We start from the raw sequence: 19,167 nt of genomic DNA on the forward strand, positions 1-19,167 counted from the left end.
CAGCGCCATGGGGTCAGGCCAGCGGGCCCGTCACCGGCTCGACGGCGGCGATGAGCTTTCCGGCCTTGACGAACGCGTCAGCCGCCTCGAGGTCCGGAGCGAGGAAACGATCCGGCCCGGGCCCCTCGACACCGGCGGCGCGCAGTGCCTCGATGGCGGCCTGCGAGGCCGGCGCGGGGGTCAGGCCCCGGCGCAGCTCGATGGCCCGGGTCGCGGCGTAGAGCTCCACGGCGAGGATCCGGCCCAGGTTGGCGACGGCGCTACGCAGCTTGCGCGCGGCCGACCAGCCCATCGAGACGTGGTCCTCCTGCATCGCCGAGGACGGGATGGAGTCCGCGGAGGCGGGCACGGCGAGCCGCTTCATCTCGCTGACCAGCGCCGCCTGGGTGTACTGGGCGATCATGAGGCCCGAGTCCACACCGGCGTCGTCGGCGAGGAAGGGCGGGAGCCCGTGCGAGCGGTTCTTGTCCAGGAGCCGGTCCGTGCGGCGCTCGGCGATGGAGCCGAGGTCGGCGGCGGCGATGGCCAGGAAGTCCAGGACGTACGCGACGGGCGCGCCGTGGAAGTTGCCGTTGGACTCCACCCGGCCGTCGGGCAGGACCACCGGGTTGTCGACGGCGGAGGCGAGCTCGCGGTCGGCGACGAGGCGGGCGTGGGCGAGGGTGTCGCGCCCGGCACCGGCGACCTGCGGGGCGCAGCGCACGGAGTACGCGTCCTGGACGCGGGGCGCCTCCTCCTCCTGGAAGTGGCCGGTGAGCCCGGAGCCCTTGAGCACGGCGCTCATGTTGGCGGCGGCGGTGCCCTGACCGGGGTGCGGGCGGATGGCGTGCAGTTCGGGCGCGAGGACCTTGTCGGTGCCGAGCAGTGCCTCCAGGGACAGCGCGGCGGTGATGTCGGCGGTCGTGTAGAGGCGCTGGAGGTCGGCGAGGGCCATGACCAGCATGCCGAGCATGCCGTCGGTGCCGTTGAGGAGGGCGAGGCCCTCCTTCTCGCGGAGCACGACGGGGGCGATGCCGTGCTCGGCCAGCAGCTCTCCGGCGGGCCTGACGGTGCCGTCGGGGCCCTCGGCGTCGCCCTCGCCCATGAGGGTCAGCGCGCAGTGGGAGAGGGGTGCGAGGTCGCCGGAGCAGCCGAGGGAGCCGTACTCGTGGACGACGGGCGTGATGCCCGCGTTCAGTACGTCGGCCATGGTCTGGGCGACCTCGGGGCGTACGCCGGTGTGGCCGGAGGCCACGGTCTTCAGACGGAGGAACATCAGTGCGCGGACGACCTCGCGCTCGACGCGCGGGCCCATGCCCGCCGCGTGCGAGCGGACGATGTTGCGCTGGAGCTGGGCGCGGAGTTCGGGGCTGATGTGCCGGCTGGCGAGGGCGCCGAATCCGGTCGAGACCCCGTAGACGGGCTCGGGCTTGGCGGCCAGGGCGTCCACGATCCCGCGGGCCGCGGCGAGGGCGGCGACTGCCTCCTCGGAGAGCTCGATGCGGGCGCCCTCGCGGGCCACGGCGATGACGTCTTCGGCGGTGGTACCGGACGTCCCCACCACGACTGTATGCATATCCATATTCAGGAGCGTACGGACTGAATTCGAAACTGTCACTAGTGACGGTCCGGTCAGCCCCTTACGCGTGCCGCGACAGCCGCGGCGCCGCCGGCGGAGCCCTGCGGGCCATCCGGCGGCCCGCCGCGGCTGTCGAACTCGCGCCCCATGCTCCGGCTCGCGCCGCGTGCTCCAGGACCAAAGAGTCGGCCGTCAAGGCTCGTGGGCCAGGGCTGGCCCCCTGCGAAGGCCCTCAGGACTCCCGGACCAGGCCCGACTCCCGAACGAAGGCCCTCAGGACTCCCGGACCAGGCCCGACTCCCGAACGAAGGCCCTCAGGACTCCCGGCCAGAGCCTGTCAGGGCTCGCTCCACGGCTCCGGGGCGCCCTCCGGCCGCACGCCGCGGAAGCTGCGGCGCTCGTGCGGGGCGCGCGGCGGCGCGTCCGCGAGCCGCATCACCGTCCCGTCGCGTCCCGCGACCACGGGCTTCGGGGAGCGGGCCGCCTTCGCGCGGTACTGGGCCGCGTCCGCGAGCCGGAACAGCCGGCGCGCCGTACGCACCTGCCCGATCGGGTCACCGGTCGACGCGACCCCGCACGCCACGCCCTCGCCCAGCTCCAACTCCCCTGCCCGGACGCAGAGTTCATCGGCCGTACGAACCACCTCGTCGGCGGACGGGCCGACCGTCACCAGACAGAACTCGTCCCCGCCGAGACGGGCCGCCAACGCGCCCGGAAGCATCGCCCCGCACAGCGACAGGACCGAGCCGAAGCGTTCGAGCAGCCGGTCGCCGACCGCATGGCCATGGGTGTCGTTGACCTGCTTGAGGCCGTTGAGATCGCATACGACAAGGCTGACCACCGAGCCGTCGGCGCGGTACCGCTCCAGCGCCTCGTCCAGCCTTATGTCGACGGCGCGGCGATTGGCCAGGCCGGTCAGCGGGTCGGTGAAGGCCAGCCTGCGGACCTCTTCGAGCCGCTCGGTCTGGGCGATCCCGGCGGCCACCACGGAGGCGAGGACGGTCGCGAAGTCCGCGTCGTCCCGGTCGAAGAGAGGCGCGCCGAGCGGCCTCGCCACATACAGCTCTCCCCAGGCACGGCCGTGCAGCACTATCGGCGCGACGACACAGCAGCCACGGCGGCGCCGGCGCAGAGCGGCGACGCGCTGGTGGCAGTAGCCGTGCGCACCGGACGCGGGGCCGCCGGCGGTCTCCACCCAGGCGTCCGGTTCGCCGCCGCCGGCCCACTGCTCGTGCAGGAATTCCGTGATCTCCGGGAAGCGGTTGACGGGGTACGTCTCGGACTCGGGGAACTCCTCCTCCCCGGCGGCGCGTTCGCCGGCGTTGACGAGCACCTTGAGGCGTCCGAGCTCGCGCTCCCATACGGACAGCGCCGCGAAGGAGCCGGCGAGCGCGTCGCACGCGCCGAGCGCCGCTGCCCGCCAGGACTCCCGCGGGGTGTGCGCCGCAGCCATCGCCTGCGCCAGCGCCACCACGGCCCGCAACCGCCGATCCTCAGCCATCACCCCAGCTTAGGGAGGTTTCGCCCGATTTGATCAGTCAGCGTAACCCGTCCTTCGTGCGACCGCCCACCAGGCCACCGTCCACCGGGCCGCTACTCACTGGGCCACTACTCGCCGGGCCACTTCGGCGTGCGCTTCTCGTTGAAGGCGGCAACACCCTCGGCCCGGTCGCCGGAGAAGGCCACAGAGCGCCAGGCGGCGTCCTCGACCTCCAGACCGGCCCGCAGATCGAGGCCATGGCCGAGCCGCAGTGCGCGCTTGGAGGCGCGCAGCCCGACCGGGGAGTTCACGGCGATCCGCGAGGCGAGGGCGAGGGCCTCGGTCCTGGCGTCGTCGGCGAGGATGTCGACGAGCCCCAACTCCCGTGCCTCGTCGGCCTGGACGCGCCGTGCCGTGAAGATGAGCTCGGCGGCCCGCGCGGCACCGACACGGCGGGGCAGCAGCTGTGTTCCGCCGCCGCCGGGGATGACACCGACGGACACCTCGGGCAGCCCCACCACGGCGGTGGCATCGGCGACGATCAGATCGCAGGCCAGCGCCAGCTCGAACCCGCCGCCGAGGGCGAATCCGTGCACGGCCGCGACGGTGGGCATGGGCAGCTCCAGGACCCCGGTGTAAGCGGCCCTGGCGGTCGGCCGCTGCCGCACCAACTCGGCGTCGGAGAAGGAGTTCCGCTCCTTCAGGTCGGCGCCGACGCAGAAGGCCCGGTCATGGGTGGAGGTGACGACGGTGACCCGTACGTCCCGGTCGGCGGCGAGGGCGTCGCAGGCCGCGGCGATGGAACGGGCCATCTCGGTCGAGACGGCGTTCATGGCCTTGGGCCGGTCGAGCACGAGCTCGGCGACGTGCTCCCGCCTGCGTACGACGACGAATTCCCCGAACCGCTGCTCGGACTCGGACATGACGGCACCCTCCCGGTTAACGATGGTTCACCGGATCATAGGCGCGCGGGTCAAGGGCGTCTCCCCCACCGCCTGCCCGCGGTTTCCCCCACCGCCTGCCCGCGGTTTCCGCCACCGCCTGCCCGTGGTTTCCGCCACCGCCTGCCCGCGGATCGACGAGCAGGGCACCGGGGCGGAACGGGTGCCGGCCCGACGGGCGGGGCACCGCCCGCGAAGACCCGCGGCGGCACCCGCGGGCAGGTCAGCTGCTGCGGCGGGAGAGAAGCCAGGGCTCGACCACACCGAGGCCGCGGACCGGGCGCTGCCACATCGGCTGGAGGGCGCAGCGGTACGAGGGGGGCTCCTCGCCCTCCTTCTCGGCCCTCGCCGCCTCCTCGGCCGCCTGGGCCTCCGAGGCGGGCGCGTCGCCGGTGCGCACAAGCTCTTCGGCGAACGCCCCGTCCACCAGCACCGCGTCCTTCGGCGCTATCGACGTGAGGCGGCTCGCCAGGTTCACCGTCGTGCCGAAGACGTCGCCCATGCGGGTCGTGACCGTCCCGAAGGCGATTCCGACGCGCAGCGCCGGCATCGACTCGTCGTGCGTCATCGTCTCTATCAACCGCAGCGCGATCTCCGCCGCCGTGCCGGCGTCGTCCGCCGCGTACAGCACCTCGTCGCCGAGCGTCTTGATCAGACGGCCGCCGTGCGCGGCCACGAGGTCCGCGGACGTGGTCTCGAACGCCTCGACCAGCTCGCCCAGTTCCTCTTCCTCCAGCCGCCGTGTCAGCCGCGTGAAACCGACCAGGTCCGCGAACCCGACCGCGAGGCGGCGGTCCACCATCTCCTCGTCGTCCGCCGCCTGGACCACGCGCCCGGTCGCCGCGGCCAGCTGGCGGCGCCAGACGTAGACCAGAAACTCCTCCAGCTCGGGCAGGAGCAGCTCGACCAGCGGGTACGTGACCTCCGTGCGGGTCATCCCGGGCTCGGGCGGCTCGGTCAGACCCTCCAGGAAAGAATCGATCTGCCATTCCGCCAGCCGGGCGGTGGTCTGCCCGGTCGAGCGGGCGACCTGGACCGCCATCGGCTCGCTGAGCAGGCCCGCCTCGACCAGACCGGCGAGCCGTCGCAGGGCCAGGACGTCCGCCTCGGTGAGCGCCTTCGCCTGGCCGATGTCCGCGAAGCCCATGGCCCGCCAGAAGCGGGAGGCGAGCTCCATCGAGACACCTGCGGTACGGGCCGCCTGGAAGGGGGTGTAGCGCCGGTCGGCGCCCAGAATCAGCTGTTCGAGGCGGATCGCCAGCGGGTCGTCGGTCGGCTCCGCGGTGTGATCGACCTCGTGGTGCGGCGTCGGATGCACCGACGAGGACGCGGAGGACGAAGAGGCGGAGGAGTCCGCGGACTTCGCCCCGTCAGCGGACTTCGCCGCGGACGCCGGGTCCGACGCGGACGTGCCGGTGCCCGACGAGGCCGCATTCGAGGCCGCATTCGACGACGGGGCGGACGCGCCGGAGGAGGAGTCCGACGGCGGCTGTGCGCCCGCGCCGGAAGTGGTGTCGTCGACGGTCACCAGCCGCCTCCTGCCCGTTCCCTGCGCAATGCCCTGCCGATCTGTCGCTCGATCGCCTCAACGATACGGCAGGTGTGCCCTGGCTCACGTCCCGGTCGGGCCGATGGCTCAGTCGGCCGGGCGCAGGTGCACGATGTCGCCCGCGCTGATCGCCTGCCGTCCCCCGCCCTCCGTGGACAGCACCAGGCGCCCGTCCCCGTCCAGCGCGACCGCCTCACCGACGACCGAGCGTTCGCCGGGCAGCTCGGCGCGCACGGTGCGGCCCAGGGTCGCGCAGCCTGCCGCGTACGCCGTCTGGAGCCCCGAGAGCCCCGGGTCGCCGCCCGCCGAGCGCCAGTCGCGGTACCACTGCTCGATCGAGCGCAGTACGGCCCGGAGCAGCGGGTCACGATCCGTGGAGATGGCGTTCGCGAGGGCGAGCGAGCCGGCCGCCGGTACCGGCAGCTCGGACTCACGCAGCGTGACATTGAGGCCGATTCCGACGACCACGGCGTCCTCGCCCGCGCGCTCGGCGAGGATCCCGCCGGTCTTGCGCTCCTCGCCACCGACTTTTACCAGCAGGTCATTGGGCCACTTGAGGGACATGTCCACGCCGGCGGCACGGGCGAGCCCGCTCGCGGCGGCCACTCCGGCGAGCAGCGGCAGCCATCCCCAGCGCTCCACGGGAATGTCAGGCCCGGGCTTCAGCAGGACGGAGAAGAACAGTCCGGAGCGCGCGGGCGCCGACCAGGTGCGGTCCAGCCGCCCCCGCCCGGCGGTCTGCTCCTCGGCGACGAGGACCGCTCCCTGCGGCAGGGAGGCGGCGCGGGCCGCCAGATCGGAGTTGGTCGACCCGGTCTCGGGCACGATGTCGAGCGAGGTCCACAGCCCGCCCTCCTGCAGCAGCGCGTGGCGCAGCGCGGACTCGCTCAGCGGGGGCCGGTCGAGGTCGGACCAGCGGCTCTCGGGCGCATTCTCAGGCGTCATGCAAGCCAGGTTAGGTGTGGTAAACGCCGCACTGCCGAACGGTATGCGCGCCGATACGCTACGAGTCAGTAGCCACCGACCCCGTGACCAGCCAGGGAGCCGCATCCCGATGTCCGAGCCGGAACAGATCGACATTCACACCACTGCAGGAAAGCTGGCGGATCTGCAGCGCCGCGTTGACGAGGCGACGCACGCCGGCTCCGCCCGCGCGGTGGAAAAGCAGCACGCCAAGGGCAAGTTGACCGCCCGTGAACGTGTCGATCTGCTGTTGGACGAGGGTTCGTTCGTCGAACTCGACGAGTTCGCCCGTCACAGGTCGACCAATTTCGGCCTGGAGCAGACCCGCCCGTACGGCGACGGCGTGGTCACCGGCTACGGCACGGTCGACGGCAGGCCGGTCGCGGTCTTCTCGCAGGACTTCACCGTCTTCGGCGGCGCCCTCGGCGAGGTCTTCGGCCAGAAGATCATCAAGGTGATGGACTTCGCCCTGAAGACCGGCTGCCCGATGATCGGCATCAACGACTCCGGCGGCGCCCGCATCCAGGAGGGCGTCATGGCCCTCGGCATGTACGGCGAGATCTTCCGCCGCAACACCCACGCCTCGGGTGTGATCCCGCAGATCTCGCTGGTCGTGGGCCCGTGTGCGGGCGGCGCCGTCTACTCCCCCGCGATCACCGACTTCACGGTGATGGTCGACCAGACCTCGCACATGTTCATCACCGGCCCCGACGTCATCAAGACGGTCACCGGCGAGGACGTCGGCTTCGAGGAGCTGGGCGGAGCCCGTACGCACAACACCACGTCGGGTGTAGCGCACCACATGGCGGGCGACGAGAAGGACGCGATCGAGTACGTCAAGTCGCTGCTCTCGTACCTGCCGTCCAACAACCTGTCCGAGGCACCGGCCTTCCCCGAGGAGGCCGAGCTGGAGACGACCGACGAGGACCGCGAGCTCGACACACTCATCCCGGACTCCGCGAACCAGCCGTACGACATACGCACGGTCATCGAGCATGTACTGGACGACGGCGAGTTCCTGGAGACGCAGTCGATGTTCGCGCCGAACATCGTCACCGGCTTCGGCCGGGTCGAGGGCTTCCCGGTCGGCATCGTCGCCAACCAGCCGATGCAGTTCGCGGGCTGCCTCGACATCAACGCCTCCGAGAAGGCCGCGCGCTTCGTGCGCACCTGCGACGCCTTCAACGTGCCCGTGCTGACCTTCGTCGACGTGCCCGGCTTCCTGCCGGGCGTCGACCAGGAGTACGGCGGCATCATCCGCCGCGGCGCGAAGCTGATCTACGCCTACGCCGAGGCCACGGTCCCGCTGATCACGGTCATCACGCGCAAGGCCTTCGGCGGCGCGTACGACGTCATGGGCTCCAAGCACCTGGGCGCCGACCTCAACCTGGCGTGGCCGACCTCGCAGATCGCGGTCATGGGCGCGCAGGGTGCGGTGAACATCCTGCACCGCCGCACCATCGAGGCGGCCAAGGACGCGGACGAGGCGGCGGCGACCCGCGCGGAGCTGATCCAGGACTACGAGGACACGCTCCTGAACCCGTACATCGCGGCCGAGCGCGGCTACGTCGACGCGGTGATCATGCCGTCGGAGACGCGGGCGCACATCGTGAAAGGCCTGCGGCAGCTGCGTACGAAGCGAGAAAGCCTGCCGCCGAAGAAGCACGGCAACATCCCCCTCTAGGAAGGGACCTGACGATGATCAAGGTCGTACGAGGAAACCCGACCCCGGAGGAGCTGGCCGCCGCACTGGCGGTGGTCCAGGCGCGCGCCGCGGCGACGGCCACGGTGTCGTCCGGCGCGCCCCTGCAGCCCGAGCAGTGGTCGGACCCGGCACGAATCGCCCGCACGCGCCGCCCGATCCCGGGCCCGCGGGCGTGGGCCCGCAGCTACTGGCCGATATAGGGCCCGTGGCCGGGGCTTGGCGCCGGCCACGGGAGAGGGCGGGGCGGGGCGGGGCGGGGCGGGGGCAGCTCACAGCACTCGCGGTCCCCAGTGGTCCGAGCCCTTCAGGGGCAGCAGCGCCGCCCCGAAGGCTCGGCCCCTTCGCGCGTGCCTGCCGGATCAACTCCCTGTAACCCGCGATCGGAACCAGAGGCCCTTCGAAGCCAGAGCCCCTTTTAAGGGGGTCGGCGCCTGGAATTGGTCCTCTGTCACCCTGCGGTTGAGTACTCGTACTCAGGCGCCCGGCCCCCTCCGGCAGCAGGATCGAAGGCATGCTGTGGTCCGACCCCGAGAACGAGCCCCCCAAAGAGCTGCGCGACACGCAGGCGATGCTGCGCCGCGCGGGCCTGGTGCTGGCGCTGGCCATGGTGCTCGTGATGTTCGTGGTCGGCCTGCGCTGACGTCCCGGACCGGCCCCCAGCGGCGTTCTTGCGTTCCCGGCCGGACCGCGGCGAGCGCCGCCTACGATGACCCCATGACCGCTCAGCGCCCCCGCCTCGTCCTCGGCTCCGCCTCCCCCGCCCGGCTCAATCTGCTGCGCCAGGCCGGACTCGCTCCCGAAGTGATCGTCAGCGGCGTCGACGAGGACGTGCTGAGCGCGCCGACCCCGGCCGAGCTGGCGCTGGTGCTCGCCCGTGCGAAGGCCGCCGCAGTGGCCGGGCGCCCCGAGGCGGCCGGCGCCATCGTCGTCGGCTGCGACTCGGTACTGGAGCTCGACGGGGAGGCCCTCGGCAAGCCGGCCGACACGGAGGAGGCGACGTCCCGCTGGAAGGCCATGCGCGGGCGCGAGGGCATCCTGCGGACCGGCCACTGCGTGACGGACACCGCGACGGGCCGGAGCGCGTCGGCGACCGCCTCGACGACCGTGCGCTTCGGCGACCCGACCGACGCCGAGATCGCCGTGTACGTCGCGAGCGGCGAACCGCTGCACGTGGCGGGGGCGTTCACGCTGGACGGCCGGTCGGCGCCGTTCATCGACTCGATCGACGGCGACTACGGGAACGTGATCGGCCTGTCGCTGCCGCTGCTGCGCCGGCTGCTCGCCGAGCTCGGACACTCGATCACGGATCTGTGGGAGTCCTGAACCGGCCCGCTCGCGGGACCGGGTGACACACCGTACTCGGCCGCGGGACGTCATGGGACGAAGCGGGACTCGGCCAGGAACACCGAAACACATGCCGGAACGCGCCGACGCACCCCGGGATGCCCGGATGCCCGTCCCGGCCCGTCAGCACGGTGTCAGAGTCACGTCAGGTTCAAGCCACAGCAGGACATGATCCGGTCGTATCGGAACCTGACCGGATCCGACCGGAGGGCCTACGCGGGCGCCGCTCCGTTCGTCGGCGCGGGCTCGGTCGTGGGCTCGTCCTCGCCCGGCGGCCGGCCGTTACCGTACGCGACGAGCGTCAGCACGATCAGCCCCAGCACGACCATCATGAACGCGAAGGCGGACCACCCGATCAGACCCACGGTCAGCGCGCCGAGCACCCCGTGCGTGATCGCGCAGCTGATCAGCAGGATCCGGGCGAACCGGCCCGGCGCCCGGTCGCGCAGGCCCGCGAGGAGCAGGACCACACCGCACGCCGCCAGGTAGAGGCCCATGACACCGCCCATCGCCCAGGTGCCCGTGACCATCGCGTCCGGGTCCAGGTCGGCCAGGGACATGTCCTGCTTGTCGACGAACGTGGCGAGGATGCCGTTGATCAGCACGATGCCGACAGCCTCCACCAGCAGAACAAGCGCGGCCACCACGGCCACCGGTCTGCGCGCCACGGCGCCCCCAACCCTCTGTTACCGGAAGTACGTACGACATCGCGAACGCTACTAACGGGTAAACCCCCGGACAAGGGTCTTGGCACGCCCGGTCAGATCGCAAAGAATCATTGGGCCATTCGTAGGGACTCCACAAAGAAACCCGTTCGGCGGCTGGTCTCACGAACAGAGACCTGTGCCACACCAAGGGGCTACTGTGCGAGGGAGGAACCCGTCGTACCGTGGTGCGACAAGGGATTTCGCGACTTGCGCGAGCCTCGAATCACGCTCCGTGTGGGCAAGCTCACCAATGGGGACGGGTCGTAAGGCCGTGTCGGCAGTCCCTAAACTCAGCTTGTTTCAAGGAGGGAGCCATCGTGCGCAAGGTGCTCATCGCCAACCGTGGCGAAATCGCTGTCCGCGTTGCCCGTGCCTGCCGGGACGCCGGGATCGCGAGCGTAGCCGTCTACGCCGATCCGGACCGGGACGCTCTGCATGTCCGCGCGGCCGACGAGGCGTTCGCCCTGGGCGGTGACACCCCGGCCGCCAGCTATCTGGACATGGCCAAGGTGCTCCAGGCTGCAAAGGACTCGGGAGCAGACGCCATCCATCCCGGGTACGGCTTTCTCTCGGAGAACGCCGAGTTCGCCCAGGCCGTACTCGACGCCGGTCTGACCTGGATCGGCCCGCCGCCGCAGGCCATCCGCGATCTCGGTGACAAGGTCGCCGCCCGGCACATCGCCCAGCGGGCCGGTGCGCCGCTGGTCGCCGGTACACCCGATCCGGTCGGCGGGGCCGACGAGGTCGTCGCGTTCGCCGAGGAGCACGGGCTGCCGATCGCGATCAAGGCCGCGTTCGGCGGCGGCGGCCGTGGTCTGAAGGTCGCCCGCACCCTCGAAGAGGTGCCGGAGCTGTACGACTCCGCGGTGCGCGAGGCCGTCGCCGCCTTCGGGCGCGGCGAGTGCTTCGTCGAGCGCTACCTGGACAAGCCGCGGCACGTCGAGACCCAGTGCCTGGCCGACAGCCACGGCAATGTGGTCGTCGTGTCCACGCGTGACTGCTCGCTGCAGCGCCGCCACCAGAAGCTGGTGGAGGAGGCCCCGGCGCCGTTCCTGTCGCAGGCTCAGAACGACCAGCTGTACGCCGCGTCCAAGGCGATCCTCAAGGAGGCCGGCTACGTCGGCGCGGGCACCGTCGAGTTCCTCGTCGGTGTCGACGGCACGATCTCCTTCCTGGAGGTCAACACCCGCCTCCAGGTCGAACACCCGGTCACCGAAGAGGTCACCGGCATCGACCTGGTCCGCGAGATGTTCCGTATCGCCGATGGCGAGGAGCTGGGCTACGACGACCCGGCGGTGCGCGGCCACTCCTTCGAGTTCCGCATCAACGGCGAGGACCCGGGCCGCAACTTCCTCCCCGCCCCCGGCACGGTCACCACCTTCGCGCCGCCGAGCGGCCCCGGCGTCCGTCTGGACGCGGGCGTCGAGACCGGCAGCGTCATCGGCCCGGCCTGGGACTCGCTGCTCGCCAAGCTGATCGTCACGGGTGCCACACGTGAGCAGGCGCTTCAGCGTGCCGCGCGGGCGCTCGCGGAGTTCAACGTCGAGGGCATGGCGACCGCCATCCCCTTCCACCGCGCGGTGGTCGCGGACCCGGCGTTCACCGCCGACCCGTTCCGGGTGCACACCCGGTGGATCGAGACGGAGTTCGTCAACGAGATCAAGCCCTTCGCCGCGCCGGTCGACGCGGACGCGGACGAGGAGCCCGGCCGCGAGACGGTCATCGTCGAGGTGGGCGGCAAGCGCCTGGAGGTCTCGCTGCCGTCCTCGCTGGGCATGACGCTGGCCCGTACCGGTCTGGCCGCGGGCGCCAAGCCCAAGCGCCGCGCCGCGAAGAAGTCCGGCCCGGCCGCTTCCGGTGACACTCTCGCCTCCCCGATGCAGGGCACGATCGTCAAGATCGCGGTCGAGGAGGGCCAGGAGGTCAAGGAGGGCGACCTGGTCGTCGTCCTGGAGGCGATGAAGATGGAGCAGCCGCTGAACGCGCACCGCTCCGGCACGATCAAGGGCCTGTCGGCCGAGGTCGGCGCGTCGATCTCGTCCGGCGCGATGATCTGCGAGATCAAGGACTGACGTCCTGACCCGTGGCGTCCTGCCGCGTGTGACCGTGTGGGGCCCGTCCGGCGGACGGGCCCCACACGTGTGTTCGCCGCCCGCTCAGGAGCGGTCGGCCGGTGCCCGGGACAGCAGGACCAGGGCCAGCGCGACCGTCATGAAGGCCGCCGCCGCCAGCAGCCCCGCCGAGAAGCCCTGCGCCATCGCGTGCGGGCCCGAGCCGCCCGCGCCGCGCACGGCGCTCGCGTACACCGTCACCAGCGCCGAGAGGCCGAGCGCCCCGCCGACCTGCTGCATGGTCTGCATCAGACCGGAGGCGGCGCCCGCCTGGCCGGGGTCGATGCCGGTGAGGATGAGGACGCTGAGCGGCATGAAGACCAGTCCGACGCCCAGGCCGTTCACGGCGAGAGGGACGAAGAGGGCGGTCCAGTAGCCGCTGCCGGTGGCCAGGGCCGCCTGCAGGACGACACCCGCGACGGCGAGGGCGAGTCCGGTGCCCGCGACCTTCTTCAGGCCGTGGCGGGCGAGCAGCCTCCCGGCCGCGGTGGATGCGGCGAAGATCCCGAAGGCCAGCGGCAGGAAGGCGGCTCCCGCGCGCAAAGGGCTGTAGCCGCGTACGAATTGGAAGTACTGGGTGTCGAAGTAGAAGACGCCGAACATCGCGGCCGGCACCAGCAGCATCGCGGCGTAGGCGTTGCGCCGGCTGCCCGCGGAGAAGAGTTCGAGCGGTACGGCGGGCCGGGCGACGCGGCGCTCGACGAGCAGGAAGAGCGGCAGCAGGACCGCCGCGGCGAGGAAGGCCCACGCGACCTGCGCGTCGCCCCAGCCATGGTCGGCGGCTCGGATGAAGGCGTAGACGAGCGAGGTCACGCCCGCGGTGCCGGTGAGCGCCCCGCCGAGGTCGAAAGGTGAGCGACGGCGTCCGGTCTCGGCGATGCCGAGAGGGATGAGCGCGGCGACGCCGAGGCCGACGGGCACGTTGATGAAGAGTGTCCAGCGCCAGGATCCGGCCTCGGCGAGGACGCCCCCGAGGATCATGCCGATCGCGGAGCCCGCGGCGGCCGTGGCGGTGAACAGACCGAGCGCACGGTCGCGTTCACGCCCTTCACCGAAGGTGGTGGCGACGAGCGCAAGGGTGGAGGGCGCGGTGAGTGCGGCGGCCACGCCCTCGGCGGCGCGGGCGACGAGCAGCCGGCCGGGGCTGTCCGCGAGGCCCCCGAGCAGGGACGCGGCGGTGAAGGCGAGCACTCCCACGAGAAGGGCGCGGCGGCGGCCGATGAGATCGCCGATCCGGCCGCCGATGAGCAGGAGCCCGCCGAACGCGAGGGTGTAGGCGCTGAGCACCCAGGACAGTCCGGCGGAGCTGAAGCCGAGTTCCCTGCCGATGCCGGGCAGGGCGATGTTCACGACGGTCGCGTCGAGCATCAGCATCATCTGGCAGGTCAGGATCAGGGTCAGGGCGAGGGCCGGCCGGTGGGGGGCAGAGGCGGAACGGGCGGCTGCGGCGACATCGGTCGTGGGCATGGCGGCGGTGCCTCCAGGGGGACGACAGCATACGGAGGAATCCTCCGGTTGATAGGCGGAGAGGTCCTCCGGTACGGCAATGGCATCCTGGACACTGACGTCGGGGGCGGACTCCAGGAGGACGGCGCGATGGCGACGAGTACGTCGACGGGTACGACGGCGGGCACGGCCCCGGGCGCGGCGCGCCCGATGCGGGCCGACGCGCGCCGCAACTACGACCGGCTGCTCACCGAAGCCCGTGCCGTCTTCGCCGAACAGGGCACCGATGCCTCGCTCGAGGAGATCGCACGCCGCTCGGGTGTGGGTATCGGCACGCTGTACCGGCACTTTCCCAATCGCCACGCGATGATGAACGCGGTCTTCCAGGAGGCTCTGGCCTCACTGCTGGTGCGCTCCCGCGAACTGGCCTCGGCGGAGCGGCCGTGCGCGGCACTGGTCGAGTGGCTGCGCGCGATCGTCACTCATGCGGGTGAGTACCGCGGGCTGGCGCGGGCGCTCATGTCGGCCTCGCACGACGAGAGTTCGGCACTCTCGGAGTGCAGCGTGCCGATGCGCGAGGCGGGCGAGCGGCTGCTGCGCCGGGCTCAGGAGAGCGGTGCGGTGAGGACGGACGTGTCGATCGGGGACCTGATGCAGCTGACGAACGCGATTGCGCTGGCGGCGGAGGCGGAGCGGGGGGATCCGGAACTGGCGGACCGATTGCTGATGCTGACGTTGCGGGGGTTGAGAGCGGAGTCCTGAGGCGGGGGGCCTTTCCCCCTCACCCCGCCCCTTCCCGTAACCGGGGCTGCGCCCCAGTCCCCCTCGTTGGGGGAAGCAGGTGGGGGCTGATGCCCCCACCCGTCCGGGCTCCGGCGGCTTCGCCGCGGAGGGAAGGCGTCGGGCTCACGCGCGGGCAGAGGCTCCCGCGGCTTCGTCGCCCACCCGGAACCTGCACCGCGCGCGGCCGACCGGGCAACGAACCCGAGCTCCGAATCCCCCCGGGCCCGCACCCCACGGCAGCCCGCACACCGGACCGCCGAGACCCGACGCCCCACGCAAACCGCACCCCACGGCACCGGGCAGGGGCACGCCCTACTGCCCAGAGCCCCACAAACCGCCCAAGCCCTCAGCGGCGCCGCAGGTCCGCCACCCTTGCCGCCCGTTCGGGCGGGAGGCCGTCCGGGGTCAGACCGCCCGTCGACGCGCTGCGGAGTTGGGGGGCCGGGCCTCCGCCCCTGGTGCGGCGTTGGCCCGGGAGCGGCATGTCCCGGCGGGGCTGTCGGCCCGTCGGGGCTGCGTCACCGCCCGCGCCCGCGACCGCGCCGGCCACCGTGATCTGGACACCCTGGTCCGCCAGCGCCTGAAGCTCCGTCGCCGCACGGTCGTCGTGCGTCGTCGGCTCGTCCGTGACCAGCCGGGTGATCACATCCGTGGGCACCGTCTGGAACATCGTGTCGGTTCCGAGCTTCGTGTGGTCCGCCAGGACCACGACCTCAGCCGCGGCCTGCACCAGCGCCCGGTCCACGCTCGCCGAGAGCATGTTGGACGTGGAGAGCCCGCGTTCGGCCGTCAGACCACTGCCGGACAGGAACGCACGGGAAACGCGCAGGCCTTGGAGGGACTGCTCCGCCCCGCTGCCCACCAGCGCGTAGTTGGAGCCGCGCAGCGTCCCGCCGGTCATGACGACCTCGACGCGGTTGGCATGCGCCAGCGCCTGCGCGACCAGCAGGGAGTTGGTGACGACGGTCAGTCCGGGGACGCGCGCGAGCCGGCGGGCCAGCTCCTGCGTCGTCGTCCCCGCGCCGACCACGATCGCCTCGCCCTCTTCGACGAGGCTCGCGGCGAGATCGGCGATGGCCGTCTTCTCCGCGGTCGCGGACAGGGATTTCTGCGGGAAGCCGGACTCGCGGGTGAAACCGCCCGGCAGTACCGCGCCGCCGTGGCGGCGGTCGAGGAGTCCTTCTGCCTCCAGCGCCCGCACGTCCCGCCGTACGGTCACTTCGGAGGTCTGGACGACGCGGGCGAGCTCACGGAGCGACACGGCCCCGTTGGCGCGCACCATTTCGAGGATCAGTTGGCGACGTTCTGCAGCGAACACGAAACTGACAGTAACCTGACCGGCCGATAGTTTTCAGCACTATGCGCCGAATAACAGAAGTTGTGCACAGTCGGTGCCGCCAAGTGGTATGGGCGGCCCCGAAGTTGATCGGTCGCTGCGTGGAGTGCCCGGGGTTCTTCGGGTTTACCCCGGCACTACGCCTCGCCGGCCGCCTTACGGGTGTGCAACTGCCGTGCCACCTCCGCGATCGACCCCGACAGAGACGGATACACGGTGAAAGCGTTTGCGATCTGTTCCACCGTCAGATTGTTGTCGACCGCGATCGAGATGGGATGGATCAGTTCGCTGGCGCGTGGCGAGACGACGACACCGCCGACCACGATGCCCGTGCCCGGACGGCAGAGGATCTTGACGAAGCCGTCCCGGATGCCCTGCATCTTCGCGCGCGGATTACGCAGCAGCGGCAGCTTGACGACCCGTGCGTCGATCTTGCCCCCGTCCACGTCCGCCTGGCTGTAGCCGACCGTCGCGATCTCCGGGTCGGTGAAGACGTTCGACGACACCGTCTTGAGGTTCAGCGGCTGCACCGCGTCGCCCAGGAAGTGGTACATCGCGATCCGGCCCTGCATGGCCGCGACGGAGGCGAGCGCGAAGACCCCGGTGACGTCACCCGCCGCGTACACGCCGGGGGCGCTCGTACGGGAGACCTTGTCGGTCCAGATGTGGCCCGAGTCCTTGAGCCGGACCCCGGCCTCCTCCAGACCCATCCCCTCGGAGTTGGGGATCGCGCCGACCGCCATCAGACAGTGCGAGCCGGATATGACCCGCCCGTCGGAGAGCGTGACCTCGACCCGGTCGCCGACGCGCTTGGCGGACTCGGCGCGGGAGCGGGCCATGACGTTCATCCCGCGGCGGCGGAAGACGTCCTCCAGGACGGCCGCGGCGTCCGGGTCCTCGCCCGGCAGGACGCGGTCGCGGGAGGAGACGAGCGTGACCCGGGAGCCGAGCGCCTGGTACGCGCCGGCGAACTCGGCGCCGGTGACGCCGGAGCCGACGACGATGAGCTCCTCGGGGAGCTCGTTCAGGTCGTACACCTGCGTCCAGTTCAGAATGCGCTCTCCGTCGGGCTGCGCGTCCGGGATCTCCCGCGGGTGACCGCCGGTCGCGATCAGCACCGCGTCCGCGGTCAGCCGCTCCTCGGTGCCGTCCGCCGCGCGCACGACGACCGTGCGGGAGCCGTCCAGCCCCTGCTGGCCCTCCAGGCGTCCGCGACCGCGCAGCACGCGCGCGCCGGCCCGGGTGACGGAGGCGGTGATGTCGTGGGACTGGGCGAGCGCGAGCCGCTTCACCCGTCGGTTGACCTTGCCGAGGTCGACACCGACGACGCGGGCGGACTGCTCCAGCGGCGGGGTGTCGTCGGCGACGATGATGCCGAGCTCTTCGTACGACGAGTCGAAGGTGGTCATCACCTCGGCGGTGGCGATGAGGGTCTTCGACGGCACGCAGTCGGTCAGAACGGAAGCCCCGCCGAGGCCGTCGCAGTCGACGACGGTCACCTCCGCGCCGAGCTGGGCGCCCACCAGGGCCGCCTCGTATCCGCCGGGTCCGCCGCCGATGATCACGATCCGGGTCACTGGGGTTACGCCTCGCGCTCTCGTTCGTTCTGCCGGGTTCGGGGGGTGGCCCCTGGGGACTGCAGTACGTGCTCCATTGTCCCGCACCGTTCAAGTGGCCTCGCCCCGGGTCCCTCCATCGGTGAAGGGCGACCACCCGTGCCCCTCCCGTACCCTCGATCCCATGTCGCTCTACGCCGCGTACGCCGGCAACCTCGACGCGCGGCTGATGTCACGCCGCGCCCCGCACTCCCCGCTGCGCGGCACCGGCTGGCTCAACGGCTGGCGGCTGACCTTCGGCGGCGAGCAGATGGGCTGGGAGGGGGCGCTGGCCACGATCGTGGAGGCGCCGCGCTCCCAGGTCTTCGTCGCGCTGTACGACATCGCCCCCATGGACGAGGACTCGATGGACCGCTGGGAGGGCGTCGGCCTCGACATCTACCGGCGGATGCGGGTCCGCGTCGACACCCTGGACGGCGAGGAGCCGGCCTGGGTGTACGTCCTGAACGGGTACGAGGGCGGGCTGCCCTCGGCGCGCTATCTGGGCGAGCTGGCGGACGCGGCCGACTCGGCGGGGGCGCCGCACGACTACGTGATGGAGCTGCGGAAGCGGCCCTGCTGATCCGCTCCCGGTTACCCCGGGCCGCGCCGGGCACCGCCCGGCGCGTGCGGTCCGGCCAGGCATTTCGCCGTTCACCCTGCGGAACTTCGTGGGAAACGACAAGACAACGATCCGAAGACCGTGGGCTGCGTCATCTACGCGCGTAGGGAATCACCGGTTACCCTCTTCCGCGTGAACGCATCTGTGAATCCGGACCTCAGCGGCGCCTTTGCCGACCCCCATGCCGCAGCCGACGCCGCCGCCACGCGCCTGCGTGAGCTCACCGGCGCCGAGACCCATGACGTAGCCCTGGTGATGGGCTCCGGCTGGGCCCCCGCCGCTGACGCCCTCGGCGCGCCCGAGGCCGAGTTCCCGGTCACCGAACTGCCCGGCTTCCCGCCGCCGGCGGTCGAGGGCCACGGCGGCAAGATCCGCTCGTACCGCATCGGTGAGAAGCGCGCCCTGGTCTTCCTGGGCCGCACGCACTTCTACGAGGGGCTCGGCGTGACCGCGGTCTCCCACGGGGTGCGCACGGCGGTCGCCGCGGGCTGCAAGACCGTGGTGCTGACGAACGGCTGCGGCGGTCTGCGCGAGGGCATGCACCCCGGACAGCCGGTGCTGATCAGCGACCACCTCAACCTGACGGCCGCGTCGCCGATCATCGGTGCCAACTTCGTCGACCTGACCGACCTGTACTCGCCGCGGCTGCGCGCGCTGTGCAAGGAGATCGACGCGACCCTCGAAGAGGGCGTCTACGTCCAGTTCCCCGGCCCGCACTACGAGACCCCGGCCGAGATCAACATGGTCCGTGTCCTGGGCGGCGACCTGGTCGGCATGTCCACGGTCCTGGAGGCCATCGCGGCGCGTGAGGCGGGTGCGGAGGTGCTGGGCATCTCGCTGGTCACCAACCTGGCGGCGGGGCTCTCGGGCGAGCCGCTGAACCATGAGGAAGTACTGCAGGCGGGGCGGGATTCCGCGGCGCGGATGGGCGAGCTGCTGACGCGGGTCCTGGACCGGATCTGACCCTCGGCCCCGGAGCCCGGACCGCCCTCGGGGGTGCCGGCGAGGGAGCACACCGTCCCGAGGG

General features: G+C 71.8%; 17 protein-coding genes. 8 read left to right on the forward strand and 9 right to left on the reverse strand.

What is annotated here, in order from left to right; genetic code table 11:
- Positions 1 to 13 precede the first annotated feature (13 nt).
- From hutH to OG293_RS12835, 5 genes are all read right to left on the reverse strand, one after another.
- Entirely contained in the window at positions 14 to 1,555 is a 1,542-nt protein-coding gene (hutH, locus tag OG293_RS12815; RefSeq protein WP_406003576.1) for a histidine ammonia-lyase, read from the reverse strand.
- A 340-nt stretch (positions 1,556 to 1,895) separates the two neighbouring features.
- Positions 1,896 to 3,059 carry a diguanylate cyclase domain-containing protein gene (locus OG293_RS12820; RefSeq protein WP_405998933.1) on the reverse strand — a complete coding sequence of 388 codons (1,164 nt, stop codon included), beginning with the start codon at positions 3,057 to 3,059 and terminating at the stop codon, positions 1,896 to 1,898.
- Between the two features lie 107 nt (positions 3,060 to 3,166).
- A complete protein-coding gene (locus tag OG293_RS12825) occupies positions 3,167 to 3,961 on the reverse strand; it encodes an enoyl-CoA hydratase/isomerase family protein (RefSeq protein WP_405998934.1) in 795 nt (264 codons plus the stop codon).
- 241 nt (positions 3,962 to 4,202) lie between these two features.
- Positions 4,203 to 5,297, reverse strand: coding sequence for an adenylate/guanylate cyclase domain-containing protein (locus OG293_RS12830; RefSeq protein WP_406003577.1), 1,095 nt, complete (start codon positions 5,295 to 5,297; stop codon positions 4,203 to 4,205).
- A 318-nt stretch (positions 5,298 to 5,615) separates the two neighbouring features.
- The gene (locus OG293_RS12835) at positions 5,616 to 6,473 is read right to left on the reverse strand and encodes a biotin--[acetyl-CoA-carboxylase] ligase (protein WP_405998935.1); all 858 of its coding nucleotides are present in this window, start codon (positions 6,471 to 6,473) and stop codon (positions 5,616 to 5,618) included.
- A gap of 109 nt (positions 6,474 to 6,582) precedes the next feature.
- Here OG293_RS12835 and OG293_RS12840 point away from each other — a divergent pair, with 109 nt between their 5' ends.
- From OG293_RS12840 to OG293_RS12855, 4 genes are all read left to right on the forward strand, one after another.
- Positions 6,583 to 8,175, forward strand: coding sequence for an acyl-CoA carboxylase subunit beta (locus OG293_RS12840; protein WP_405998936.1), 1,593 nt, complete (start codon positions 6,583 to 6,585; stop codon positions 8,173 to 8,175).
- A 14-nt stretch (positions 8,176 to 8,189) separates the two neighbouring features.
- Entirely contained in the window at positions 8,190 to 8,396 is a 207-nt protein-coding gene (locus OG293_RS12845) for an acyl-CoA carboxylase epsilon subunit (RefSeq protein WP_405998937.1), read from the forward strand.
- A gap of 311 nt (positions 8,397 to 8,707) precedes the next feature.
- On the forward strand, positions 8,708 to 8,836 hold the full coding sequence (mmpB, locus tag OG293_RS12850; RefSeq protein ID WP_405998938.1) for a morphogenic membrane protein MmpB: 129 nt from the start codon (positions 8,708 to 8,710) through the stop codon (positions 8,834 to 8,836).
- A gap of 74 nt (positions 8,837 to 8,910) precedes the next feature.
- Complete coding sequence (locus OG293_RS12855; RefSeq protein ID WP_405998939.1) at positions 8,911 to 9,519, forward strand: Maf family protein; 609 nt, start codon at positions 8,911 to 8,913, stop codon at positions 9,517 to 9,519.
- A 233-nt stretch (positions 9,520 to 9,752) separates the two neighbouring features.
- Here the strand turns inward: OG293_RS12855 and OG293_RS12860 are convergent, their stop codons facing one another.
- Positions 9,753 to 10,208: a hypothetical protein gene (locus OG293_RS12860; RefSeq protein ID WP_405998940.1), complete on the reverse strand. Its 456-nt coding sequence runs from the start codon at positions 10,206 to 10,208 to the stop codon at positions 9,753 to 9,755.
- A gap of 356 nt (positions 10,209 to 10,564) precedes the next feature.
- On the opposite strand from OG293_RS12860, the gene OG293_RS12865 reads away from it, so the two are divergent.
- Positions 10,565 to 12,319, forward strand: coding sequence for an acetyl/propionyl/methylcrotonyl-CoA carboxylase subunit alpha (locus OG293_RS12865; protein ID WP_405998941.1), 1,755 nt, complete (start codon positions 10,565 to 10,567; stop codon positions 12,317 to 12,319).
- A gap of 84 nt (positions 12,320 to 12,403) precedes the next feature.
- Here the strand turns inward: OG293_RS12865 and OG293_RS12870 are convergent, their stop codons facing one another.
- Positions 12,404 to 13,825, reverse strand: a complete 1,422-nt coding sequence (locus OG293_RS12870) for an MFS transporter (protein ID WP_405998942.1) — start codon at positions 13,823 to 13,825, stop codon at positions 12,404 to 12,406.
- A gap of 129 nt (positions 13,826 to 13,954) precedes the next feature.
- On the opposite strand from OG293_RS12870, the gene OG293_RS12875 reads away from it, so the two are divergent.
- Positions 13,955 to 14,566 carry a TetR/AcrR family transcriptional regulator gene (locus OG293_RS12875; protein WP_406003578.1) on the forward strand — a complete coding sequence of 204 codons (612 nt, stop codon included), beginning with the start codon at positions 13,955 to 13,957 and terminating at the stop codon, positions 14,564 to 14,566.
- Between the two features lie 367 nt (positions 14,567 to 14,933).
- Here the strand turns inward: OG293_RS12875 and OG293_RS12880 are convergent, their stop codons facing one another.
- Both OG293_RS12880 and OG293_RS12885 read right to left on the reverse strand, forming a co-directional pair.
- Entirely contained in the window at positions 14,934 to 15,905 is a 972-nt protein-coding gene (locus OG293_RS12880; RefSeq protein WP_405998943.1) for a DeoR/GlpR family DNA-binding transcription regulator, read from the reverse strand.
- Between the two features lie 155 nt (positions 15,906 to 16,060).
- Complete coding sequence (locus tag OG293_RS12885) at positions 16,061 to 17,500, reverse strand: NAD(P)H-quinone dehydrogenase (RefSeq protein ID WP_405998944.1); 1,440 nt, start codon at positions 17,498 to 17,500, stop codon at positions 16,061 to 16,063.
- A 163-nt stretch (positions 17,501 to 17,663) separates the two neighbouring features.
- Here OG293_RS12885 and OG293_RS12890 point away from each other — a divergent pair, with 163 nt between their 5' ends.
- Entirely contained in the window at positions 17,664 to 18,101 is a 438-nt protein-coding gene (locus OG293_RS12890) for a gamma-glutamylcyclotransferase (RefSeq protein ID WP_142214025.1), read from the forward strand.
- Positions 18,102 to 18,272: 171 nt separating this feature from the next.
- Positions 18,273 to 19,103, forward strand: a complete 831-nt coding sequence (locus OG293_RS12895; protein WP_405998945.1) for a purine-nucleoside phosphorylase — start codon at positions 18,273 to 18,275, stop codon at positions 19,101 to 19,103.
- The last annotated feature ends 64 nt before the right edge of the window (positions 19,104 to 19,167 follow it).

It is taken from the genome of Streptomyces sp. NBC_00829 (assembly GCF_045161795.1).
Classification (GTDB): domain Bacteria; phylum Actinomycetota; class Actinomycetes; order Streptomycetales; family Streptomycetaceae; genus Streptomyces.

Coding starts and splice junctions, on each gene's coding strand:
- hutH (WP_406003576.1), bottom strand. CDS start 1,555: ATGCATACAGTCGTGGTGGGGACGTCCGGTACCACCGCCGAAGACGTC.
- OG293_RS12820 (WP_405998933.1), bottom strand. CDS start 3,059: ATGGCTGAGGATCGGCGGTTGCGGGCCGTGGTGGCGCTGGCGCAGGCG.
- OG293_RS12825 (WP_405998934.1), bottom strand. CDS start 3,961: ATGTCCGAGTCCGAGCAGCGGTTCGGGGAATTCGTCGTCGTACGCAGG.
- OG293_RS12835 (WP_405998935.1), bottom strand. CDS start 6,473: ATGACGCCTGAGAATGCGCCCGAGAGCCGCTGGTCCGACCTCGACCGG.
- OG293_RS12840 (WP_405998936.1), top strand. CDS start 6,583: ATGTCCGAGCCGGAACAGATCGACATTCACACCACTGCAGGAAAGCTG.
- OG293_RS12845 (WP_405998937.1), top strand. CDS start 8,190: ATGATCAAGGTCGTACGAGGAAACCCGACCCCGGAGGAGCTGGCCGCC.
- mmpB (WP_405998938.1), top strand. CDS start 8,708: ATGCTGTGGTCCGACCCCGAGAACGAGCCCCCCAAAGAGCTGCGCGAC.
- OG293_RS12855 (WP_405998939.1), top strand. CDS start 8,911: ATGACCGCTCAGCGCCCCCGCCTCGTCCTCGGCTCCGCCTCCCCCGCC.
- OG293_RS12870 (WP_405998942.1), bottom strand. CDS start 13,825: ATGCCCACGACCGATGTCGCCGCAGCCGCCCGTTCCGCCTCTGCCCCC.
- OG293_RS12875 (WP_406003578.1), top strand. CDS start 13,955: ATGGCGACGAGTACGTCGACGGGTACGACGGCGGGCACGGCCCCGGGC.
- OG293_RS12890 (WP_142214025.1), top strand. CDS start 17,664: ATGTCGCTCTACGCCGCGTACGCCGGCAACCTCGACGCGCGGCTGATG.